The sequence below is a fragment of the Pseudomonas sp. TJI-51 genome (genome assembly GCF_000190455.2).
Lineage (GTDB): Bacteria > Pseudomonadota > Gammaproteobacteria > Pseudomonadales > Pseudomonadaceae > Aquipseudomonas > Aquipseudomonas juntendi.
In genome coordinates this window covers 1-20,542 of record NZ_AEWE02000105.1, presented here as the reverse complement: position 1 = coordinate 20,542, position 20,542 = coordinate 1, and the positions used below count along the sequence as shown (strand labels likewise).

General features: G+C 62.9%; 21 protein-coding genes. 16 read left to right on the top strand and 5 right to left on the bottom strand.

What is annotated here, in order from left to right; translation table 11 throughout:
- Window positions 1-25 precede the first annotated feature (25 nt).
- The 7 genes from G1E_RS20915 to G1E_RS20885 all read left to right on the top strand — a co-directional run bounded on the left by G1E_RS20915 (window position 26) and on the right by G1E_RS20885 (window position 6,594).
- Complete coding sequence (locus tag G1E_RS20915; protein ID WP_009683705.1) at window positions 26-1,033, top strand: sulfate ABC transporter substrate-binding protein; 1,008 nt, start codon at window positions 26-28, stop codon at window positions 1,031-1,033.
- Between the two features lie 242 nt (window positions 1,034-1,275).
- Entirely contained in the window at window positions 1,276-2,094 is an 819-nt protein-coding gene (gene cysT / locus G1E_RS20910; RefSeq protein WP_009683704.1) for a sulfate ABC transporter permease subunit CysT, read from the top strand.
- Between the two features lie 11 nt (window positions 2,095-2,105).
- Window positions 2,106-2,978, top strand: a complete 873-nt coding sequence (gene cysW / locus G1E_RS20905) for a sulfate ABC transporter permease subunit CysW (protein ID WP_009683703.1) — start codon at window positions 2,106-2,108, stop codon at window positions 2,976-2,978.
- Between the two features lie 3 nt (window positions 2,979-2,981).
- Entirely contained in the window at window positions 2,982-3,971 is a 990-nt protein-coding gene (locus G1E_RS20900) for a sulfate/molybdate ABC transporter ATP-binding protein (protein WP_009683702.1), read from the top strand.
- Window positions 3,972-4,173: 202 nt separating this feature from the next.
- A complete protein-coding gene (locus G1E_RS20895) occupies window positions 4,174-4,755 on the top strand; it encodes an alpha/beta hydrolase (protein ID WP_009683701.1) in 582 nt (193 codons plus the stop codon).
- A 49-nt stretch (window positions 4,756-4,804) separates the two neighbouring features.
- Window positions 4,805-5,647 (top strand): sigma 54-interacting transcriptional regulator, encoded by an 843-nt coding sequence (locus G1E_RS20890; RefSeq protein WP_047150072.1) that lies wholly within the window; start codon window positions 4,805-4,807, stop codon window positions 5,645-5,647.
- A 161-nt stretch (window positions 5,648-5,808) separates the two neighbouring features.
- Window positions 5,809-6,594 carry a MetQ/NlpA family ABC transporter substrate-binding protein gene (locus tag G1E_RS20885; RefSeq protein WP_009683698.1) on the top strand — a complete coding sequence of 262 codons (786 nt, stop codon included), beginning with the start codon at window positions 5,809-5,811 and terminating at the stop codon, window positions 6,592-6,594.
- 162 nt (window positions 6,595-6,756) lie between these two features.
- Here G1E_RS20885 and G1E_RS20880 read toward each other — a convergent pair whose 3' ends face one another.
- Complete coding sequence (locus G1E_RS20880) at window positions 6,757-9,120, bottom strand: penicillin acylase family protein (RefSeq protein WP_009683697.1); 2,364 nt, start codon at window positions 9,118-9,120, stop codon at window positions 6,757-6,759.
- An 85-nt stretch (window positions 9,121-9,205) separates the two neighbouring features.
- On the opposite strand from G1E_RS20880, the gene G1E_RS20875 reads away from it, so the two are divergent.
- A complete protein-coding gene (locus G1E_RS20875) occupies window positions 9,206-9,772 on the top strand; it encodes a sugar O-acetyltransferase (protein WP_009683696.1) in 567 nt (188 codons plus the stop codon).
- Here G1E_RS20875 and G1E_RS20870 read toward each other — a convergent pair.
- A complete protein-coding gene (locus G1E_RS20870; RefSeq protein ID WP_047150071.1) occupies window positions 9,751-10,320 on the bottom strand; it encodes a DUF6436 domain-containing protein in 570 nt (189 codons plus the stop codon). The genes G1E_RS20875 and G1E_RS20870 overlap by 22 nt on opposite strands.
- 217 nt (window positions 10,321-10,537) lie before the next feature.
- Here G1E_RS20870 and G1E_RS20865 point away from each other — a divergent pair, with 217 nt between their 5' ends.
- Window positions 10,538-11,464, top strand: coding sequence for an alpha/beta hydrolase (locus G1E_RS20865; RefSeq protein WP_009683693.1), 927 nt, complete (start codon window positions 10,538-10,540; stop codon window positions 11,462-11,464).
- Here the strand turns inward: G1E_RS20865 and G1E_RS20860 are convergent, their stop codons facing one another.
- On the bottom strand, window positions 11,465-12,217 hold the full coding sequence (locus G1E_RS20860) for a DUF2059 domain-containing protein (RefSeq protein WP_009683692.1): 753 nt from the start codon (window positions 12,215-12,217) through the stop codon (window positions 11,465-11,467).
- A 113-nt stretch (window positions 12,218-12,330) separates the two neighbouring features.
- On the opposite strand from G1E_RS20860, the gene G1E_RS20855 reads away from it, so the two are divergent.
- Complete coding sequence (locus G1E_RS20855) at window positions 12,331-12,963, top strand: 2OG-Fe(II) oxygenase (protein ID WP_033690534.1); 633 nt, start codon at window positions 12,331-12,333, stop codon at window positions 12,961-12,963.
- Window positions 12,950-13,441 carry a DUF523 domain-containing protein gene (locus tag G1E_RS20850; protein ID WP_009683690.1) on the top strand — a complete coding sequence of 164 codons (492 nt, stop codon included), beginning with the start codon at window positions 12,950-12,952 and terminating at the stop codon, window positions 13,439-13,441. Before G1E_RS20855 ends, G1E_RS20850 begins: the two co-directional genes overlap by 14 nt.
- Before the next feature lie 72 nt (window positions 13,442-13,513).
- Here G1E_RS20850 and G1E_RS20845 read toward each other — a convergent pair whose 3' ends face one another.
- The gene (locus G1E_RS20845; RefSeq protein ID WP_009683689.1) at window positions 13,514-14,002 is read right to left on the bottom strand and encodes a transporter substrate-binding domain-containing protein; all 489 of its coding nucleotides are present in this window, start codon (window positions 14,000-14,002) and stop codon (window positions 13,514-13,516) included.
- 224 nt (window positions 14,003-14,226) lie between these two features.
- Between G1E_RS20845 and G1E_RS20840 the strand changes: the two genes are divergently transcribed.
- Window positions 14,227-14,703: a DUF4399 domain-containing protein gene (locus tag G1E_RS20840; RefSeq protein WP_009683688.1), complete on the top strand. Its 477-nt coding sequence runs from the start codon at window positions 14,227-14,229 to the stop codon at window positions 14,701-14,703.
- A 150-nt stretch (window positions 14,704-14,853) separates the two neighbouring features.
- Here G1E_RS20840 and serA read toward each other — a convergent pair whose 3' ends face one another.
- Window positions 14,854-16,083 carry a phosphoglycerate dehydrogenase gene (serA, locus tag G1E_RS20835; protein WP_009683687.1) on the bottom strand — a complete coding sequence of 410 codons (1,230 nt, stop codon included), beginning with the start codon at window positions 16,081-16,083 and terminating at the stop codon, window positions 14,854-14,856.
- Between the two features lie 171 nt (window positions 16,084-16,254).
- Here serA and G1E_RS20830 point away from each other — a divergent pair, with 171 nt between their 5' ends.
- From G1E_RS20830 to G1E_RS20815, 4 genes are all read left to right on the top strand, one after another.
- Window positions 16,255-17,652 carry an FAD-binding oxidoreductase gene (locus tag G1E_RS20830; RefSeq protein WP_009683686.1) on the top strand — a complete coding sequence of 466 codons (1,398 nt, stop codon included), beginning with the start codon at window positions 16,255-16,257 and terminating at the stop codon, window positions 17,650-17,652.
- A 25-nt stretch (window positions 17,653-17,677) separates the two neighbouring features.
- The gene (locus G1E_RS20825) at window positions 17,678-18,343 is read left to right on the top strand and encodes a fumarylacetoacetate hydrolase family protein (RefSeq protein ID WP_009683685.1); all 666 of its coding nucleotides are present in this window, start codon (window positions 17,678-17,680) and stop codon (window positions 18,341-18,343) included.
- Between the two features lie 210 nt (window positions 18,344-18,553).
- Window positions 18,554-19,474, top strand: coding sequence for an SdiA-regulated domain-containing protein (locus G1E_RS20820; protein ID WP_009683684.1), 921 nt, complete (start codon window positions 18,554-18,556; stop codon window positions 19,472-19,474).
- A gap of 90 nt (window positions 19,475-19,564) precedes the next feature.
- Window positions 19,565-20,467 carry an SdiA-regulated domain-containing protein gene (locus G1E_RS20815; protein WP_009683683.1) on the top strand — a complete coding sequence of 301 codons (903 nt, stop codon included), beginning with the start codon at window positions 19,565-19,567 and terminating at the stop codon, window positions 20,465-20,467.
- Window positions 20,468-20,542: the final 75 nt, after the last annotated feature.

Below are 20,542 nucleotides of genomic sequence, written 5' to 3'. Positions count from 1 at the left end.
AACAAATGCCATCGGGAGCTTCACCATGTCCATCCGCCGTTATGCGCTCGCCGCCCTGGCCAGTGCCGTTTTTGCCGGTTCCGCCATCGCCAAGGATTACGAACTGCTGAACGTGTCATACGACCCCACCCGTGAGCTGTACCAGCAATACAACGCCGAGTTCATCCAGCATTGGCAGCAGGCCCACCCGGGCGACACGGTGAAGATCCAGCAATCCCACGGCGGCTCGGGCAAGCAGGGCCGGGCGGTGATCGACGGTCTGCGCGCTGACGTGGTGACCCTGGCGCTGGCCGGTGATATCGACGAAATCGCCAAGCTGGGCAAGACCTTGCCGGAGAACTGGCAAACCCGCCTGCCGGACGCCAGCACCCCCTATACCTCGACCATCGTGTTCCTGGTGCGCAAGGGCAACCCGAAAGGCATCAAGGACTGGGGCGACCTGATCAAGAACGACGTGTCGGTGATTACCCCCAACCCGAAAACATCTGGCGGCGCACGCTGGAACTTCCTTGCCGCCTGGGCTTACGGCCTGAAGGCCGGCGGCAGTGAAGACAAGGCCAAGGCCTATGTGCAGGAACTGTTCAAGCACGTACCGGTGCTGGATACCGGCGCGCGCGGTTCTACCATCACCTTCGTCAACAATGGCCAGGGCGACGTGTTGTTGGCCTGGGAAAACGAAGCGTTCCTGGCGCTGAAGGAAGACGGCGGTGCCGACAAGTTCGAGATCGTCGTGCCGTCGCTGTCGATTCTTGCCGAGCCGCCGGTGGCGGTGGTGGACAAGAACGCCGAGAAGAAAGGCAATACCGAGATTGCCACCGAATACCTCAAACACCTGTACAGCCCAGCCGGGCAAAAAATTGCCGCCCAGAACTTCTACCGCCCGCGTGATGAAAAGGTCGCTGCCGAGTTTGGCAAGCAGTTCCCGAAACTGGACCTGGTGACCATCGACAAGGACTTTGGTGGCTGGAAGACTGCACAACCGAAATTCTTCCATGATGGCGGTGTGTTCGACCAGATCTATCAGGCACAGTAATGGCGACGCGGTCTCTGTGGGAGCGGGCGTGCCCGCGAAGAATCCAACGCGGTGGCTGGCACCGGCTACGCCGGTGTTCGCGGGCATGCCCGCTCCCACAAGGACCTCGCTAAATCAATGAGTTATGTATTGTTCTGTGGGAGCTGGCTTGCCGGCGATGGGCTGCAACGCAGCCCAGGATTCAAATGCCTGTACCGACCCCGGATCGATACTGGGCCGAGTGCATTCAACCAGGGATATTTATGTCACGTCGCATTTCCCCCGTCATACCCGGCTTCGGGCTGACGCTGGGCTACACCTTGGTGTACCTCAGCCTGATCGTGCTGATACCGCTGGCGGCCATGTTCATCCATGCCTCGCAGCTGACCTTCGAGCAGTTCTGGAACATCATCAGTGCGCCGCGGGTAATCGCCGCGCTCAAACTGAGTTTCGGCACTGCCCTGTTCGCGGCCATCATCAATGGTGTGATTGGCACCCTGCTGGCCTGGGTGCTGGTGCGCTACACCTTCCCGGGGCGCAAGGTCATCGATGCGATGATCGACCTGCCGTTCGCCCTGCCGACGGCAGTTGCCGGTATTGCCCTGACCGCGCTTTACGCCCCCCAGGGCTGGGTCGGTCAGTTCGCCACCGACCTGGGCTTCAAGATCGCCTACACCCCACTGGGCATCACCCTGGCGCTGACGTTCGTCACCCTGCCGTTCGTGGTACGCACCGTGCAGCCGGTTCTGGCCGACATCCCGCGTGAAGTGGAAGAGGCTGCGGCCTGCCTGGGTGCCAAGCCGCTGCAGGTGTTCCGCCACATCCTGGCGCCGGCCCTGCTGCCCGCCTGGCTGACCGGCTTTGCCCTGGCCTTCGCCCGTGGCGTGGGCGAGTACGGTTCGGTGATTTTCATTGCTGGCAACATGCCAATGAAGACCGAGATCCTGCCGCTGCTGATCATGGTCAAGCTCGACCAGTACGACTACACCGGGGCCACCGCCATTGGCGTGCTGATGCTGGTGGTTTCCTTCATCCTGCTGCTGCTGATCAACCTGCTGCAGCGCCGTATCGAAACCCCTTGAAGGAGGCCGGCATGTCCAGTTCATCCCTGAGTGCAAGCGCGGCCGCCAACGCCGCCCGCCGTGGCAGCGCCACTTCGCGGCGTATCCTGATCGGCCTTGGTTGGCTGGTGTTCGTGCTGTTTTTGCTGCTGCCCCTGGTCATTGTGGTATCGCAGGCGCTGAAGAACGGTTTTGGCACCTTCTTCGAGGCGATCCTCGAACCCGACGCCTTGTCGGCGCTGAAACTGACCCTGCTCGCCGTGGCCATCTCGGTGCCGCTGAACCTGGTGTTCGGGGTAAGCGCCGCCTGGTGCGTGAGCAAGTACACCTTCCGCGGCAAGAGCATCCTGGTCACCCTGATCGACCTGCCGTTCTCGGTGTCGCCGGTGATCGCCGGCCTGGTCTACGTGCTGATGTTCGGCGCGCAGGGCCTGTTCGGGCCGTGGCTGCAAGACCACGATATTCAAATAGTCTTCGCCCTGCCGGGCATCGTTTTGGCGACCATTTTCGTCACCGTACCGTTCGTGGCCCGTGAGCTGATCCCGCTGATGCAGGAGCAGGGCACGCAAGAGGAGGAGGCCGCGCGGCTGCTCGGCGCCAACGGCTGGCAGATGTTCTGGCACGTGACCCTGCCGAACATCAAGTGGGGGCTGATCTACGGCGTGGTGCTGTGTACTGCGCGGGCCATGGGCGAGTTTGGCGCGGTGTCGGTGGTGTCCGGCCACATTCGTGGCGTGACCAACACCCTGCCGCTGCACGTGGAAATTCTCTACAACGAGTACAACCACGTCGCAGCCTTCAGCGTGGCCAGCCTGTTGCTGATCCTGGCGCTCTTCATCCTGCTGCTCAAGCAGTGGAGCGAGAACCGTATTAACCGCCTGCGCCACGGCGCCGCGGAGGAATGACTCATGTCGATCGAAGTTCGTAACGTCAGCAAGCGCTTCAACAGCTTCCAGGCCCTGGACAACATCACCCTGGACATCAACAGCGGCGAGCTGGTGGCCTTGCTCGGCCCTTCCGGCTGCGGCAAGACCACCTTGCTGCGCATCATCGCCGGCCTGGAAACCCCGGACCAGGGCAACATCGTGTTCCATGGCGAGGACGTGTCGGGCCGCGACGTGCGCGACCGCAACGTGGGGTTCGTGTTCCAGCACTACGCACTGTTCCGCCACATGAGCGTGTTCGACAACGTGGCGTTCGGCCTGCGCATGAAGCCCAAGGGCGAGCGCCCAAGCGAAAGCAGGATCGCCGAGAAAGTGCATGAGCTGCTGAACATGGTGCAACTGGACTGGTTGTCCGACCGCTACCCTGAGCAGTTGTCGGGTGGCCAGCGCCAGCGCATCGCCCTGGCCCGGGCACTGGCGGTGGAGCCCAAGGTGCTGCTGCTGGATGAGCCGTTCGGTGCGCTGGATGCCAAGGTGCGCAAAGAGCTGCGCCGCTGGCTGGCGCGGCTGCACGAGGACATCAACCTGACCTCGGTATTCGTCACCCACGACCAGGAAGAAGCCATGGAGGTGGCAGACCGCATCGTGGTGATGAACAAAGGCGTGATCGAGCAGATCGGTTCGCCGGGCGAGGTGTATGAGCAACCGGCCAACGATTTCGTCTACCACTTCCTCGGTGACTCCAACCGCCTGGCATTGAGCGAAGGGCACCATGTGCTGTTCCGGCCGCACGAGGTGTCTTTGTCGCGCCATGAAACCGAAGGCCACCATGCGGCCGAAGTGCGCGACATTCGGCCGTTGGGCGCGACCACCCGGGTGACCCTGAAGGTGGAAGGGCAGAGCGAGTTGATCGAAGCCGAAGTGGTCAAGGACCACGATAGCCTGACCGGCCTGGCGCGTGGGGAGACGCTGTTCTTCCGGCCGAAGGTTTGGCAGAAGGTGGCGGATATCTGAGTCGCGGTGGCTGATGCAAAGCCCGGGGTTGGTCCCGGGCTTTTTTGTGCCTGTGAGATTGCCGGGGCAGCTTTGCAGCCCGTCGCGGCGCAAGGCCGTGCATGGAATTTCGGTTATTAATAAATAGCTTCTTATTCCTTTACGAATATAACCCTGTCCTTATACTGGCCCCCAAGCACGCAAACTTCCTGGAGGCGTCCCCATGCGCAATGAGTCGATTCGATACCTGATTGTGCCGGGCTGGCAAGGATCGCCAGACAACCACTGGCAAAGCCACTGGCAGCGCACCCTGCCCAACAGCGCGCGGGTCGAGCAGCATGACTGGTTGACCCCGCAACGCCAGGACTGGGTGCAGGCGCTGGAACAGGCGATTGCCGCCGAGCCCTCGTCAGTCATCCTGATCGCCCATAGCCTAGGCTGCATCACCGTCGCCCATTGGGCCGCGAAGGCCAGCCCGGCGTTGCTGCGGCGGGTGAGGGGGGCGTTGCTGGTGGCGCCTGCGGACGTCGAGCGGCCTGCCTGTGCGTCCGCCCTGCGCAACTTTGCGCCGATTCCGCTCGGGGTGTTGCCATTTCCCAGCCAGGTTGTCAGCTCGGACAACGACCCTGCCGTGAGCGTGCCGCGGGCGTTATACCTGGCCCAGGCCTGGGGTGCCGAAGCGGGGTTGCTGAGCAACGCCGGGCACATCAACGTCAAGTCCGGGCATGAGCGCTGGGAACAAGGCTTCGCCTACTTGTATCGCTTGCAAAGCCGGGTCGAGCAGCGCGCATTGCGCCGCGCCTGATTGGCCCCTGTACGCCCGGCCACCTCAGGCCTGGGGCGGGAGTTTTTTCATGACTTTTCAAAACCCGTTTGGCCAGCCGCTGCTGACCTTTCCTGAACTGGACAAAAGCCCCTTGAGCATCCGTGCCAAGGCATTGGTGTTCATCGACCCACGCTCGCAGCGGCTGCGCGATGAGCTTGAGCTCCTGGCGCCGCAACCCTTGCCGGTGCTGATTCGTGGCGAGACCGGTACCGGCAAGGAGCTGCTGGCGCGGCAAATCCACCGTACCAGCGACCGTAGCGGGCTGTTCGTGTCGGTCAACTGCGCGGCCATCAGCCCGACCTATGCCGACGCCGAGTTGTTCGGCTATAGCGCTGGCAGCCATGGCGGTACGGCCAGCAGCCGCGCCGGCTGGTTTGGCTCGGCCAACGGCGGCACGCTTTACCTGGACGAAATCGCCGACTTGCCGCTGGCCATCCAGGGCAAGCTGCTGGCAGCGCTGGAGAACCGTGAGGTGATGCGTGTTGGGGCGCAACAGCCACAGCCGGTGGATGTACGGCTGGGAGCCGCCAGCAGTATCGACCTGGCTCGGGTGGTGCGTGCCGGTCGCTTCCACGAGCGGCTCTACCACTACCTGCATGAAGGCGCGCTGGAGCTGCCGCCATTGCGCGAGCGGCCAGGCGATATCCTGCCGTTGGCCGAGTATTTCGTGGGTATCTACAGTGCCCGGCTGCAGCGCCCGGTGCCCCTGGTGAGTGAGGCCGCGCAGCAGGTGCTGGAAGCCCACCCGTGGCCGGGCAATACCCGCGAGCTGGAGAATGTCATTCACTTTGCCTTGCTGGTAAATGATAGCGACGAGCTGTTGCCCCATGACCTCGACCTGCCAAGACCGCTGGCTAGCCATGGCTCATAAGCAAAACCCGTAGTGACTGTATTTTTTGGAATAACTAGCGAAATAAAAGATATTGTTACGGAATAAAAATTCTAGGTATTGTCCGCCTCACGCCCACTGGTGAAGCGGTTGGGCAGCCGATTCGCCATCGCCGATGGCCCAGATTCAGAATAAGGACCACCATGAAGAAGACCCTGCTGACCACCGCCCTGGCCGCCGCCCTGACGTTTTCCGGCCTGGCCGCCGCCGCCGAGAAACTGGTGGTTGCCGCTACCCCGGTACCGCACGCCGAAATCCTCGAGCTGATCAAGCCTACCCTGGCCAAAGAAGGGGTGGACCTGCAGATCAAGGTCTTCACCGACTACGTGCAGCCGAACGTGCAGGTGGACCAGAAGCGCCTGGACGCCAACTACTTCCAGACGCTGCCTTACCTGAAGAGCTTCAACGAAGGCAAGGGCACCCACCTGGTAACCGTGGTGGGCGTGCACGTCGAGCCGTTTGGTGGCTATTCGAAGAAGGTCAAGAGCCTGAGCGAGCTGAAAGAGGGCGCCACCGTTGCCATTCCGAACGAAGGGAGCAACAGCGGGCGTGCTCTGATCCTGCTGCAGAAGGCCGGCCTGATCACCCTGAAGGACCCGAAGAACGCCCTGGCCACCCCCAAGGACATTGCCGAGAACCCGAAGAACCTGAAGTTCCGCGAGCTTGAGTCGGCCATGCTGCCACGCGTGCTGGACCAGGTGGACCTGGACATGATCAACACCAACTACGCCCTCGAAGCCGGCTTGAACCCGGCCAAGGATGCGCTGGTGATCGAAGGTGCCGACTCGCCGTACGTGAACTTCCTGGTCGCGCGCCCGGACAACAAGGACAGTGATGCCATGCAGAAACTGGCCAAGGCCCTGACCAGCCCGCAAGTGAAGGCGTTCATCGCCGAGAAGTACCAGGGCGCCGTACTGCCGGCGTTCTGATCCGCCAGCAGTCATCGAAAAAACGCCGACGCCCATGTGTCGGCGTTTTTGCTTCCGGCCGCAGCGCCCCTACCAAAGCGCCATCTTGTAGGAGCGGCCTTGTGTCGCGATGGGCTGCAAAGCAGCCCCGGCAATCTCAAAGCGACATACCAACCAGAGCAATCACTGCGCCGGCACCAGCCTGAGCGTGCTCTGCGCCGGAATCACCCCCATCTGCGCCTTCTGATACTGCCCTTGCACATACCCCTCGGTCTGGTCTGCGTAATGCCGGTCGAAGGGCACGCCACTCTGCCCGACCGGGTTGCTGGTCAGCGCCTGCCCGGCATCGGCAAAGTCGATCAGCCGCCGCGTCGAGGGGCCGTAGGTGACCGGCCATGGCGCCGGGCCGATTTTCGCCGACAGGTTGTTCGGTACTTCATGTGTACCGGGGGCGGCGAATGGCCCAACGTTGAACAGCAGGTTCAGCGGCTTTTTCACCCCCAGGGGGTGGTTGTGGGTCAAGGTATGGGCCTTGCCCCACTGCCAGCGCGACGGGTCGTCGCCCAGGGTGTCGCGCAGGTGCTTCAGGCTGTTGTGCCATGCCGTACGCACCACTTGGGTCCGGTCGGTGCGCTGGCTGCCACCCCGGGTATTCCACCAGGGCGAATCGGCATCCGCCGCCAGCCGTGGCAAGGCCGCGTCGATGGCGCGGGTACTGATCAGTACCGGGAACCAGGTATCGCCCAGTTCATCATGCAGGGCCGAGTAGGCCAGCTCGTAAAGGAACTGGTTGAACAGGGTGGCGCTGGTCGAGTCCAGCGGGTAATCGCCCGCCCAGGCGGCCAGTTGTTCCACCAGTTCCTTTTCCTCATCACCTTCGGCTATGGCGCGCAGGGTCGCCAGCAGCGGGGCCAGCGTGCGCGGGCCATAGCCGCTGGTGGTGTCCAGCTGTAGCGCCTGGCTGTTCTGGGTGTCCCACTTCACCTCAGGGTTGGCCAGCTGGCGATCGAGCTGGCGGCCACGATCGGGCAGGTTGTAGTACCCCGGTATCGGCACCGCCGCCGGTGGTTGGTAATTGGCCGAGACGATATAGCCGCGGGCCGGGTTCTCCTGCTGCGGGTTGGCGCTGAAGGGGTAGAAACCGAGCTTGTCGGCCTGGCTGCTGGCGCCGTCGAGGATGAACGCCGGGTCGACGCCGGCTGGGCGTATCGGCAACTTCGCTGCCGCCCACCAGCCGATATCACCGCGGGCGTTGGCCCAGACAAAGTTCAGCCCCGGCGCATGGACCTTGGCTGTGGCTTCGCGCATCTTGCCCAGGGAGTCGGCGCGGTTGAGCTGGTAGAAACCCTCGAGGATCGGGTTTTCGGTTTCGAGAAACGCCCACCACAGGGCTACTGGCGTGGTGCCGGCGATATTGCCCAGTACATCGTTGACGATGGGGCCATGGGGCGAGCGACGCAGGTTGAGGGTAACTGGCGCTTCACCCTTTACCGCAATCTGCTGCTGGGTGGTTTCCAGCGTGTGCCACCGGCCATCGACCATGACCTGGTTGCTGTCGGCCGGGTTGGTGCGTTCGGCGATCAGGTCGACATCATCGTTCTGGAACATGGTCAGGCTCCAGCCGAAGTCGCGGTTGTGGCCGAGCAGGGCGAACGGGTTGAGCGCCTGGAAGTAGCCGTACAGGTTGAAGCCGGGTGCCGACAGTTCGGCCTCGTACCACACCGCCGGTACTGCAAAACTGATGTGCGGGTCGCCTGCCAGCAACGGCCTGCCACTGCGTGTGCGGCTACCGGCGACGGCCCAGGCATTGCTGCCCTCGAACTGCGGAATGCCGGCATCGCCCAGTGCTTCGTGGCTGAGCCGGGCCAGGCCTTCGAGGCTGCGCCAGTCGGCCGCCGCCAGCGGTTTGCCCAGGGCCCCCTCGGGCTGCCAGCCAAGGTCAAAAATGTTCAGGTAGTCAGGGCCCAACTGGTCGCGGATGTAGGTCAGCGCCGGTTCGGTGCGAAACGCTGCGGCAAAACTGTACGCCAGGTAGCCGGCGATACTCAGGGTGTCTTCGGCGGTGAACGGGCGTGGGGTGATACCGAGCAGGTCGAACTCCACCGGCTTGGGGTGGCTGGCCTGCCAGCGGTTGACCCCGTCGAGGTAGGCTTGCAAAGCCAGGGCGGCCGGCGATTGCGGGTCCTGGCGCCTGGCCATCAGGGCGGCTTGCTCGCGTATGCGCAGGCTGCGGAACAGCGTGTCGGTGGGCAGCAGCTTGTCGCCCAGCACCTCGGCCAGTTCGCCACGTGCCAGGCGGCGCATGATCTCCATTTGAAACAGCCGGTCCTGGGCATGCACATAGCCCAGCGCACGGTACAGGTCCGCCTCGTTCTGCGCTTGCAGGTGTGGCACCCCGCGGCTGTCGTAGCGCACGCTGACCGGCGCCTGCAGGCCGGCCATCGCCACTTCGCCTTCACGCTGTGGCAGCTTGCCCTGTGCATACCAGTAACCAGCGCCAGCGGCCACGGCAACAACCACGGCCAGTAGGGTCAGGCTGCGCTTCATGCAGACTCCTTGAGCAATCTACGAAAAAAAAGGGTCCGACCTTGGGTGGATGCGCGAACGAGCACTGCCCCAGGAAGGAGTTTCCATGGCACTCAGCGAAAAACAGAAGATGCTTACCGGCCAGCTCTACCACGCTGGCTGCCCTGAATTGCAGGCCGAGCAGATCGCCAGCAAGCACTGGATGCACCGCTACAATAACAGCGTGGAACTGCTTAACGACGCCCGTCATGGCTTGCTGCGCGAGCATTTTTGCCATGTGGGCGAGGGCACCGTGATCCGCCCACCCTTCTACTGCGACTATGGCTACAACATCCGCGTCGGCCGCAACACCTTCATCAATTTCAACTGCGTGATGCTCGACGTGGTGCCGGTGTCTATCGGCGATGACTGCCAGATCGGCCCCAATGTGCAGATCTACGCCGCCGACCACCCGCTGGACCCCGACGTGCGGCGCAGCGGGCTGGAAAGCGGGCGCCCGGTGAACATTGGCAACAATGTGTGGATCGGCGGTGCGGCGATCATTCTGCCGGGTGTGACCATTGGCGATAACGCGGTGGTCGGTGCCGGTAGCGTGGTGACCCGGGATGTGCCGGCCGGTGCCACGGTGGTGGGTAACCCTGCACGGGTGCGTCAGCCTGCCCAAGGGCAATAGCAGCCAACCGCCAGGGTATTGGAGGCACTGACCTGGCGGCCGTCGAGCAGTGCCTTGAGAATAGGTTCGATGAAGCTGTTGCTGGCATTGCAGACAGCGCCTTCGCTGTAGGGGCCGAAATAGGCCAGGCGACCTCGCCGATCCCAGATGGCCACGCCCGGCGTGGCGGGCAGGTGTTCGCTACCGGGCAGGCTGCCCAGCGGTAGCAGCCCGGCAAGGTTGGCCGGCAATTGGCCATGGCTGCCGGGCTTTTGCAGCACGTGGAAGGCCACGCCCTGTTCGGCGAACTGGCTGACCAGGTCGCCTAGGTGTTGCTGGTTGCCGACGTTGCACGGGCAGGCCGGGTCCCAGAAGTGCACCACGCGGATCGGGCCCGGGCCGGCCAGCTCGGCGGGGAGCTGCAACTGGCTGCCGTCGAACAGCGTGGCCTGGTTGTCGAACGGGCGCAGGTAGCGGGCCTGGAAGGTGGTGTAGACCTGCCAAAGGGTGGCGGCGCAGAGCAGCAGTGCGAGGCTCATCAGGGCAGGTTTGGCGAGGCGGGTTTGCATGGATATCTGCTGGTATTTTTGTGGTGGGTTCACTGGCCTTGTCGCCCGCAAAGCAGCCCCCACAGGTTGTCAACGGCCTGAGGCCTGGTGATATCCCTGTGGGAGCTGGCTTGCCGGCGATAGCGCCAGTAGAGGTAATGCATGGCTGAAGCTTGCCACGATGCCGGCCAGAGCTGAATATCCCAGATCAATACTTGCTTCACTGTGGATGTACCCGATGCCCCCTGACTTTCAGCCCGACCGCCTGCGTGCCAGCCTGGCGCCGTTCACCGCGCGCCATCCGCTGTCGACTCAAGCGCAGGATTACCAGCGTTTCTATGGCCTGAACCTGTCGGCCCACAGCTGGCTGGGTGGTTTCCAGGCCGCGGGGTTCGAGTTGGTCGGGCAGGCTTGGCTACCCGAGCAGCCAAGCGCGACGCTGTTCCTGCTGCATGGCTATTACGACCACATGGGCCTCTATCGGCATGTGATCGAGTGGGCGCTCGGGCAAGGTTTCGCGGTCATCAGCTGCGACCTGCCCGGCCATGGGCTGTCCAGCGGCGAGCGGGCGAGCATCAGCGACTTCGCGGTGTACCAGCAGGTGCTGCAGGCGCTGTTCGAACAGGCGCGTGCGTTGCAGCTGCCGCGGCCATGGCATTTGTGCGGGCAGAGCACGGGTGGGGCGATCGCGGTGGACCATTTGCTGTACCAAGGTGCCCATAGCCCTGTGGATGGCCAGGTCATTCTGCTGGCGCCACTGGTGCGGCCATGTGCCTGGCGTTGGTCCAAGTTCAGCTATCGCGTGCTGCGCCATTTCGTCAATGGTATCGAGCGGCGCTTCAGTGAGAATACCAACGACCCTGCCTTCCTGCCGTTTCTCCAGGCCGACCCCCTGCAACCGCGCCGGCTGCCCACTGCCTGGGTGGGTGCCCTGATCGCCTGGGTCAAACGCATCGAGGCTGCGCCCAAAAGTACACGGCGGCCATTGATCGTACAGGGAGAGGCCGACGGCACGGTGGATTGGCCATACAACCTGGAGGTGCTGAAGGCCAAGTTCGCTGAGCCGCAGATCCTGATGCTGCCCGACGCGCGTCACCACCTGGCCAACGAGCTGCCAGGCATTCGCCAGCGCTACTTCGATTTCATCGACCAGCGCCTGGGCTGATCACCTCAGCTCGTTGCTGCTCTGGCCCACCGCCAGGCCGGCACGCACCGCGGCCAGTGCCGCCTGGTAGTAGGCCTTGCCGTCGGGCGACTCGGCAAAGGTGGCGAACTCTTCCAGCTCGGCGTCGGACAGGTCGCGGTACACGTACAGCAACGTATTGTTGAGGTCTTCGCCAATTTGCCCCATGAGGCGCTGGCGCTGACCGTCGAGCAGGCCTTGCGTCTGGCCGCCGCCGAACAGGCCGGGGATCATCGAGCTGAGACTGTCGGCCGCCACGCCGGCGATGGCCAGGCTGACTTCGGCGCCAGCTTCGCGTGCTGGCAAGGCCTGAGCCAGGTGGCCAATGATCAGCAGGCGGTCATCGCTGGCCTGCATTTTCGGCAAGCCCTTGGCGTTTCTGGCCAGTTCATCCTTGCGCGTGGCCTTGAGCTCGGCGGCTACCACCTTGCGCCCCAGCGGCGACTGGAAGAACGCCAGGGCCGGTGCCGGGTTGGCCAGGCTGGCGCGCAGCTTTGCCTGGGCACGACGGTCTACCGCCTGGGCCTGGAAGCGCTGGTTGCTGTTGTCGACCAGCGCCTGGTACACGGCGGGCGGTAAACTGTTGCGGTAGCGCGCCTGGGCGGCGGTGAGGGCATCGTTGAAGTGGGCGCGCTGGTCGGGCCAGCCGGCAGCCTTGTACAGTTGATCCAGGTTATCTGCCCAGACAGGCGTGGTGCAGATCATCAGCAGAATCAGGGAAAACAGACGGCGCATTCAGGACTCCTGTCGGCAGGCGACCATTGTCCTTGGCCCGGCGCCGGTTTGTCGAGATATGTGCGTGTTTCTCGGCCAAGTGGCGCTGTGCGCCGCCAGGGCGAATGGATATGATGCGCGCCATGCATACTTCCCCCGAAAACCCGATGTTCGCGGCCGTCGTTGACGATCTGGCCACCCATGGCTGGTCCCAACAGGCGCTGTTTCTGCCTGTCGACCTTGCGCGCGCGTTGGCGGTCGAGTGCCGGCGCCGTTATGCCGAAGGTGAACTCAACCCGGCCGGGGTGGGGCGCGGTGATGCCCAGGAAGTACGCGAAACCATTCGCGGCGACCAGATCCAGTGGATCGACCCTGGCCAGGCCGAGGCTTGCGACCAGTACCTGGCGGCCATGGACCAGTTACGGCTGGCCATCAACCAGGGCCTGTTTCTCGGCCTGCAGGATTTCGAGTGCCATTTTGCCCTGTACCCACCCGGGGCATTCTATCGCCGGCATCTGGACCGCTTTCGTGACGATGATCGGCGCATGGTTTCGGCGGTGTTTTACCTGAACGAAGACTGGCAGCCGCAGGATGGCGGGCAGCTGCGCATGTTCCTGGCCGACGGTGCCGAGCCCCTGGTCGAGCCGCTGGCAGGTTGCCTGGTGGTGTTCCTGTCGGGTGAGGTGCCTCACGAAGTGCTGCCCGCCGGGCGTGAGCGCTTGTCGTTGACGGGCTGGTTCCGGCGGCGTGGCAATGACCCGTTCTGATTTGCCGAGGGTGCTGGTCAGCGCTTGCCTGCTGGGGCAGCCGGTGCGCTATGACGGTCGCACCAGCGGCCACCCGCACTTGTTGCAGCAGTGGCAGGCCGAAGGCCGCGTGGTGCCGTTGTGCCCGGAAGTCGCCGGCGGGTTGCCGACCCCTCGGCCACCCGCGGAGATACCAGGCGGGCAAGGTGGGCAGGTGCTCGACGGCAGCACACAGGTGATCACTGTCATGGGCGAAGATGTCAGTGCGCAGTTCCTGGCCGGCGCGCAGTTGGCGCTCGTACTGGTGCGGCGGCATGGCATTGGTGTGGCGGTATTGAAGTCGGGCAGCCCTTCATGTGGCAACCGCTTGACCTATGACGGCACGTTCAGTGGTGTGAAGGTGGCCGGGGAAGGGGTCACAGCGGCGCTGCTGCGGCGGGCGGGGGTGCAGGTGTTCAGTGAGCTGGAGCTGGACCAGGCGCAGCGGGCCTTGGGGTAGCCCTGCGCCGGCTGTGGAGTGAGTGTGGGAGCCGGCTTGCCGGCGATGAGGGCGGCACAGACCGCACAAACCTCATTGCCCGGCCGCAGTCTCCTGCACACCCTTGAACCACTTCTGTTCGAGCTCGGCCGTGCGGCCACTGTCCTTCAACCGCTGCAGCGCATTGTTAACGGCACTTTCAAACGCCGGGTTGTCCTTCTGGAACGGGATCACCAGCTTCTTCTCGCCAAACGGCAGGCTCGCGTCAAGCGGGCCGTCACTCTTGAGTGCTTCGCTCGCTGGGGTCAGCGCGACATCATACTTGCCGCTTTCCACACCTGGCAGTACCTCGTCCGCAGGCGCCTCGACAAATTCGGCGCGCAGGTCCAGTTCGCGGGCCAGGTCCTGGCCAAATTCCACATCGAAACCGCTCAGCCGCTCGTCTTGCTTGAACGCATAAGGCGGGTTGTCGGCTTGTACGGCAATGCGCAGTTCGCCCCGGTCGGCGATTTCGTCGATCAGCTCCGCCTGGGCCAATGGACTGATCAGTACTGCCAGCAGTACCCCTATGGTCGAACGCATTGAAGGCCCCTTTTTCTTTTACAGGTGAATAACTTTCGTCATGGCTTTATTCCTCGCCATGATCGAACGCAGCCTAAGACCTTGGCGCCTCGGCATTGTTTAACCCTGACTCAAATTTTTCTGTCAGGCAACGTGAACACCTTGGCGCATATTTCAACTAAGGTGAACTACCGCCGCTGTTGGATGACAAGCTGCGGTCAATGAGTGAATCACAGGAGAAGTGAATGAACAGCCTATTTTCGCGTGCTGCCGTTGCCGGTTTGCTGATGGGAGCGTCGGTGTTGGCCAGTGCCGCAGACGCCCTGAAGAGCCAGGAGCCGCCCAAGGATGCCAAGGTCTTCATCGTTTCCCCCGCCGATGGTGCCACCGTCGACAAGACCTTTACCGTCAAGTTCGGCATTGAAGGCATGGGCCTGAAGCCTGCCGGCGACCAGACCCCGCACACCGGCCACCACCACTTGCTGGTGGATGTGGACAAAGAGCCCGTCGCCGACATGCCGCTGCCGACCAGCCTGATGCCAGAGGCCGGCACCCCACTGCCAGCCGGGCCGCAGGTGCTGCATTTCGGCAAGGCACAGACCGAAACCAGCATTACCCTGACCCCGGGCAAGCACACCCTGCAACTGGTGCTGGGTGACCAGTATCACGTGCCGTTCAAGCCGAGCGTCGAGTCGCAGAAGATTACTGTCGACGTGAAATAAGTGTTGGTTTTTTCGCGGGCTCGCCCGCTCCCACAGGGGGGGCCGCAAGCTTCGGGTTTGCGGTGATCCTGTGAGAGCGGGCGACGCCGCTTCCACCGGCAAAAAAAAGGGAGGCCACCAGGGCCTCCCTTTTTCATGCAGCAAGCAAACTCAGAACAGTACGCGGGAACGGATGGTGCCTTTGACCTGTTGCAGTTTTTCTTGCGCCAGGTCGGAGTACTCGGCGTCTACGTCGATTACCACGTAACCGACTTTCTCGTTGGTCTGCAGGAACTGACCGGAGATGTTGATACCGTTCTCGGCGAATACCTTGTTGATCTCGCTGAGTACGCCCGGGATGTTTTCGTGAATGTGCAGCAGGCGGTGCTTGCCTGGGTGCGCTGGCAGTGCCACCTCAGGGAAGTTGACCGAAGACACCGAAGTACCGTTATCGCTGTACTTGACCAGCTTCTCGGCCACTTCCAGGCCGATGTTGGCCTGGGCTTCGGCAGTGGAACCACCGATGTGCGGGGTGAGGATCACGTTGTCCAGGCCGCGCAGCGGGCTCTCGAACTCTTCGTCGTTGGAGCGTGGCTCGACCGGGAACACGTCGATGGCAGCGCCGATCAGGTGCTTGTCCTTGATGGCGGCGGCCAGGTGGTCCAGCTCGACCACGGTGCCACGGGCGGCGTTGATCAGGATCGCGCCCTTCTTCATCGAGCGGATTTCCTTCTCGCCGATCATCCACTGGGTGGAGGGCAGCTCAGGCACGTGCAGCGAGACGATGTCGGCCAGGCCCAGCAGTTCGTGCAGGCTGGTGACCTGTACGGCGTTGCCCAGTGGCAGCTTGGTCAGCGGGTCGTAGAAGTAGACCTGCATGCCCAGGTTTTCGGCCAGGACCGACAGCTGGGTACCGATCGAGCCGTAGCCGACGATGCCGAGTTTCTTGCCGCGAATCTCGAACGAGTTGGCTGCGCTCTTGATCCAGCCGCCACGGTGGCAGGAGGCGTTTTTCTCTGGGATGCCACGCAGCAGCAGGATCGCTTCGGCCAGTACCAGCTCGGCGACCGAGCGGGTGTTGGAGTAGGGCGCGTTGAACACGGCGATACCGCGCTCGCGGGCAGCTTCCAGGTCTACCTGGTTGGTGCCGATGCAGAAGCAGCCAACGGCGACCAGTTTCTTGGCGCAGTCGAAGATCTCTTCGGTGAGCTGGGTGCGCGAACGGATGCCAATGAAGTGGGCATCGGCGATCTTTTCCTTCAGCTCGGCTTCCGGCAACGAACCAGTGAGGTATTCGATGTTGGTGTAGCCGGCGGCCTTGAGGGTATCGACCGCGTTCTGGTGCACACCTTCAAGAAGAAGGAACCGGATCTTGCTCTTGTCGAGAGAAGTCTTGCTCATCTGCGTAAACCTGTATCCCGGAGAAAAAATGGCGAGGGGTGATGCCAGCCGCGAGGGCGGCCTTAGCATGAACAGCGGGAGCGCTATGCTAGCATACGCGACACAATCTGAGCTTATCCCGACAGGTGAAGAGTGCTCAGGGTGACTATGAATAAGTCGAGAGTTCCAGCGATGACCCACCCCGCTGCAATTGAAGAACTGATGACCCTTGTCGACCCTGGCAAGGTCCTGACCGACCCGGCATCCCTAGACGCCTATGGCAAGGACTGGACCAAGCACTATGCACCGGCGCCCAGCGCCATCGTGCTGCCCAAGACCATCGAGCAGGTGCAGGCCATTGTCCGTTGGGCCAATGCGCACAGGGTGGCGCTGGTGCCGTCGGGTGGGCGCACCGGGCTCTCCGCGGGGGCCGTGGCGGCCAATGGCGAAGTCGTGGTGGCCTTCGACAACATGAACCGGATTCTCGACTTCAATGCCTTCGACCGCACGGTGGTTTGCCAGCCCGGGGTGGTCACCCGCCAGTTGCAAAGCTACGCCGAAGCGCAGGGCCTGTATTACCCGGTAGACTTCGCTTCCAGCGGTTCCAGCCAGATAGGCGGCAACATCGGTACCAATGCCGGCGGCATCAAGGTAATCCGCTACGGCATGACCCGCAATTGGGTGGCCGGGCTGAAGGTGGTGACGGGCAAGGGCGAGTTGCTGCAGCTGAACAAGGACCTGATCAAGAACGCCACCGGCTATGACCTGCGCCAGCTGTTCATTGGCGCCGAAGGCACGCTGGGTTTCGTGGTGGAAGCCACCATGCGCCTGGACCGCGCCCCGCGCAACCTCACCGCCATGGTGCTGGGCACGCCGGACTTCGACTCGATCATGCCGGTGCTGCACGCCTTCCAGGGCGGGCTCGACCTCACGGCCTTCGAATTTTTCTCGGACAAGGGCCTGGCCAGGATCCTTGCGCGTGGTGATGTGCCGGCGCCATTCGCCACCGACTGCCCCTTTTATGCGCTGCTGGAGTTCGAGGCCAGCACCGAGGCAGTCGCCAACCAGGCACTGGCCACCTTCGAGCATTGCGTCGAGCAGGGCTGGGTACTGGACGGGGTGATGAGCCAGAGCGAAACCCAGCTGAAAAACCTGTGGAAGCTGCGTGAGTACCTGTCGGAAACCATCTCGCACTGGATCCCGTACAAGAACGATATTTCAGTCACGGTCTCGAAAGTGCCGGCGTTTCTGCGCGATATCGATGCCATCGTGGCCGAGCATTACCCGGATTACGAAGTGGTGTGGTACGGCCATATCGGCGATGGCAACCTGCACCTGAACATCCTCAAGCCCGAGCACATGGACAAAGACGCGTTCTTTGCCTCGTGCGCCAAGGTCAACAAGTGGGTGTTCGAGATCGTCGAACGCTACAACGGCTCGATCTCTGCCGAGCACGGCGTAGGCATGACCAAGCGCGACTACCTGGGCTACAGCCGCTCGGCCGAAGAAATTGCCTGCATGAAGGCGATTAAGGCCGTGTTCGACCCTAACGGCATCATGAATCCGGGTAAGATCTTCGCTCCTGAATAAAAAGCAGCATGCAAAGGAGTCGGCCATGAGTTACCAGCACCAGTACGTAGACGGCACGCGCATCCACTTCCCGTTGGGCAAGGTGGTGTGCATTGGCCGTAACTATGCCGAACACGCCAAGGAACTGGACAACCCGATCCCCAGCGAACCGCTGCTGTTCATCAAGCCCGGCAGTTGCGTGGTCGCCGCGCAAGGCGGCTTCAAGATCCCGACCGAGCGCGGTTCGGTGCATTACGAGGCAGAAATCGCCGTGTTGCTGGGTAAGTCACTGTCCACGCACCCCAGCGAGGAAGAGGTGCTGGACGCCATATCCGGCTACGCCCCGGCCCTGGACCTGACCCTGCGCGACGTGCAGGCCAAACTGAAGGAAAAAGGCCTGCCATGGGAGCTGGCCAAGAGCTTCGACGGTGCCTGCGTACTGCCGCCGTTCGTCTCGGCTGCCAGCTTCCCGGACGTGACCGACATCCCGGTACGGCTGACGGTGAACGGCGAAGTACGCCAGGACGGCAACAGCGCAATGATGCTCAACCCTATCGTGCCGATGATTCAGCACATGGCCGCGCATTTTTCGCTGCTGGCGGGGGATGTGATCCTCACCGGCACCCCGGCGGGCGTGGGGCCGTTCAATGTCGGTGACGAGCTGGTGCTGGAGCTGCCGGGTGTCAGCCGCTTCGAAAGCCGGGTGCTCTGAGCCCTGTGGGGGCGGCCTTGCGTCGCGAAAGGGCCGCAGAGCGGCCCCGGCAATAGGTGCTTGACGCATGAATCCCGGGGGCGCTTGGCACCCCTTTCGCGACACAAGGCCGCTCCCACAAAGAATGCGCGTCCAGGCAGGATTTGGCGTTTTTTTCACACCCAATGCGGATAATGCGCGCATCTACGCCCACTGCTTCAGGACCCCTGCATGCCATCCCCCCCCAACGCCCCGGCAACCCCCAAGCGTCGTTTCTACCTGCGCTGGCCCTTTGGCCTGGCGGTGGCGGCGGTGATTGGCTACGGCGTGGCCATGGCGATGCACTGGGATGACCGTGGTGCGCTATGGCTGAAGGAAGGCTTTGAAAGCCGCGCCGAGCGTAGCGAAAGCGTATGGCTGCCGGATTATCAGGTAGACATCGATGCCAAGCCCCTGCCGGGCATGGACGATGACGAAGCGTCGGACGTGGCGTTCAACCCGCAGACCCAGACGCTGTTCGCGGTCATGGGCAAGAACCCGTTCCTGGTCGAACTGAGCCTGGACGGCGATGTGCTGCGCAAGATCCCGCTCAACGGCTGGAACAACCCGGAAGGCGTTGCCGTGCTGGAAGACGGTTACCTGGCCATCACCGACGAGCGCCTGCATGACCTGACCCTGGTCAAGGTGGACGGGCACACGGCGGTGCTCAACCACGCCGACTTCAAAAGCTATGACCTGGGGCAGTCGGTGAAAAGCAACAAAGGCTTCGAGGCCGTCGCCTGGGACCCGCTGCACCAGCGCCTGGTCATCGGCGAGGAGCGCCCGCCCAAGCTGTACACCTGGAACACCGATGGCCGCAGCCAGCTCAAGGGCGACAAGCAGCCGCTGCCAAGCGATCAGCTCGACTTGCGCAACCTCTCGGCGCTGGGTGTCGACCCGCGCACAGGCCACCTGTTGGTATTGTCGGCCGACTCCAACATGCTGCTGGAGCTGGACCAGCAGGGGCAGCAGGTCAGCTTCATGACTTTGCTCGGCGGGTTCAACGGCCTGCAAGGCACTATCCCGCGGGCCGAGGGGGTGGCGATGGACGACCAGGGCAACCTGTACATGGTCAGTGAGCCGGCATTGTTCTATCGCTTCAGAAAACCCTGAGCCAACAATCCGCTTTTTCGGATGCTGGCATTAAGCTTTATTTCAGTCATTCATGGTTAGATTCGCCATCCTTGTGCCGAGTCTGCCTGTATGCGTGGTTTTGTTCGTCTATCCCTGGTAATAGCCGTTGTCTGCCTGTGCCTGCTCGGCTGGGCCGGGCATGAGTTCCGCCTTTACGAGCGCGCCTGGTTCAACCTCAAGACCTGGTGGCAGCCCGCCGAGCAGAGCATGGGCCTGGAGCGCTACCGGGTGGTGCTGGAAGCGCAGCCTATCGAAGGGTTGAACGACGATATATCGGCGCTGACCTACGACCCTGACCGCAAGACCCTGTTTACCGTCACCAACGCCCGTTCGGAGTTGATCGAGCTGTCGCTGGACGGGCGCATCCTGCGCCGCGTGCCGCTGACGGGCTTCGGCGACCCGGAGGCCGTGGAGTATGTCGGGCCAAACAGCTATGTGATTTCCGACGAGCGTCAGCAACGGCTGATCCGGGTGCGCCTGGACGACGACACGTTGTTCCTCGATGCCGGCGATGCCGAGCAGCTCAGCCTGGGTATTGGCCTGAACGGCAACAAAGGCTTCGAAGGCCTGGCCTACGACTCAGCGGGCAAGCGCCTGTTCGTGGCCAAGGAACGCGACCCGATGCTCATCTACGAGGTCCATGGCTTCCCGCATGACAACCCGGAAAGGCCCTATGCCGTGCATGTAGTACAGGACCGCAAGCGCGATTCACGGTTGTTCGTGCGGGACTTGTCGAGCTTGCAGTTCGATGAGCGCAGTGGGCACCTGCTGGCATTGTCCGACGAGTCGCGGCTGTTGCTGGAGCTGGATATCGAGGGCAGGCCGCTGAGTACCCTGTCGCTGCGCAAGGGCTACCAGGGCTTGCAGGCGACCGTACCGCAGGCGGAGGGGATTGCGATGGACGAGGCGGGAACCCTTTATCTGGTCAGTGAGCCGAACCTGTTCTATGTGTTCAAGCAGCCGGCTGACTGATCGTCTGTCAGGGCCCTTCGCGGGTAAACCCGCACGGGGATCGCATCAGGGCTGGCAGGTGTTTGCCACAAGGTA

Bases quoted from the DNA above. Each gene is read 5' to 3' on its own strand.
- G1E_RS20915 (WP_009683705.1), top strand. From the start codon at position 26: ATGTCCATCCGCCGTTATGCGCTCGCCGCCCTGGCCAGTGCCGTTTTT.
- cysT (WP_009683704.1), top strand. From the start codon at position 1,276: ATGTCACGTCGCATTTCCCCCGTCATACCCGGCTTCGGGCTGACGCTG.
- cysW (WP_009683703.1), top strand. From the start codon at position 2,106: ATGTCCAGTTCATCCCTGAGTGCAAGCGCGGCCGCCAACGCCGCCCGC.
- G1E_RS20900 (WP_009683702.1), top strand. From the start codon at position 2,982: ATGTCGATCGAAGTTCGTAACGTCAGCAAGCGCTTCAACAGCTTCCAG.
- G1E_RS20895 (WP_009683701.1), top strand. From the start codon at position 4,174: ATGCGCAATGAGTCGATTCGATACCTGATTGTGCCGGGCTGGCAAGGA.
- G1E_RS20890 (WP_047150072.1), top strand. From the start codon at position 4,805: ATGACTTTTCAAAACCCGTTTGGCCAGCCGCTGCTGACCTTTCCTGAA.
- G1E_RS20885 (WP_009683698.1), top strand. From the start codon at position 5,809: ATGAAGAAGACCCTGCTGACCACCGCCCTGGCCGCCGCCCTGACGTTT.
- G1E_RS20880 (WP_009683697.1), bottom strand. From the start codon at position 9,120: ATGAAGCGCAGCCTGACCCTACTGGCCGTGGTTGTTGCCGTGGCCGCT.
- G1E_RS20875 (WP_009683696.1), top strand. From the start codon at position 9,206: ATGGCACTCAGCGAAAAACAGAAGATGCTTACCGGCCAGCTCTACCAC.
- G1E_RS20870 (WP_047150071.1), bottom strand. From the start codon at position 10,320: ATGCAAACCCGCCTCGCCAAACCTGCCCTGATGAGCCTCGCACTGCTG.
- G1E_RS20865 (WP_009683693.1), top strand. From the start codon at position 10,538: ATGCCCCCTGACTTTCAGCCCGACCGCCTGCGTGCCAGCCTGGCGCCG.
- G1E_RS20860 (WP_009683692.1), bottom strand. From the start codon at position 12,217: ATGCGCCGTCTGTTTTCCCTGATTCTGCTGATGATCTGCACCACGCCT.
- G1E_RS20855 (WP_033690534.1), top strand. From the start codon at position 12,331: ATGCGCGCCATGCATACTTCCCCCGAAAACCCGATGTTCGCGGCCGTC.
- G1E_RS20850 (WP_009683690.1), top strand. From the start codon at position 12,950: ATGACCCGTTCTGATTTGCCGAGGGTGCTGGTCAGCGCTTGCCTGCTG.
- G1E_RS20845 (WP_009683689.1), bottom strand. From the start codon at position 14,002: ATGCGTTCGACCATAGGGGTACTGCTGGCAGTACTGATCAGTCCATTG.
- G1E_RS20840 (WP_009683688.1), top strand. From the start codon at position 14,227: ATGAACAGCCTATTTTCGCGTGCTGCCGTTGCCGGTTTGCTGATGGGA.
- serA (WP_009683687.1), bottom strand. From the start codon at position 16,083: ATGAGCAAGACTTCTCTCGACAAGAGCAAGATCCGGTTCCTTCTTCTT.
- G1E_RS20830 (WP_009683686.1), top strand. From the start codon at position 16,255: ATGACCCACCCCGCTGCAATTGAAGAACTGATGACCCTTGTCGACCCT.
- G1E_RS20825 (WP_009683685.1), top strand. From the start codon at position 17,678: ATGAGTTACCAGCACCAGTACGTAGACGGCACGCGCATCCACTTCCCG.
- G1E_RS20820 (WP_009683684.1), top strand. From the start codon at position 18,554: ATGCCATCCCCCCCCAACGCCCCGGCAACCCCCAAGCGTCGTTTCTAC.
- G1E_RS20815 (WP_009683683.1), top strand. From the start codon at position 19,565: ATGCGTGGTTTTGTTCGTCTATCCCTGGTAATAGCCGTTGTCTGCCTG.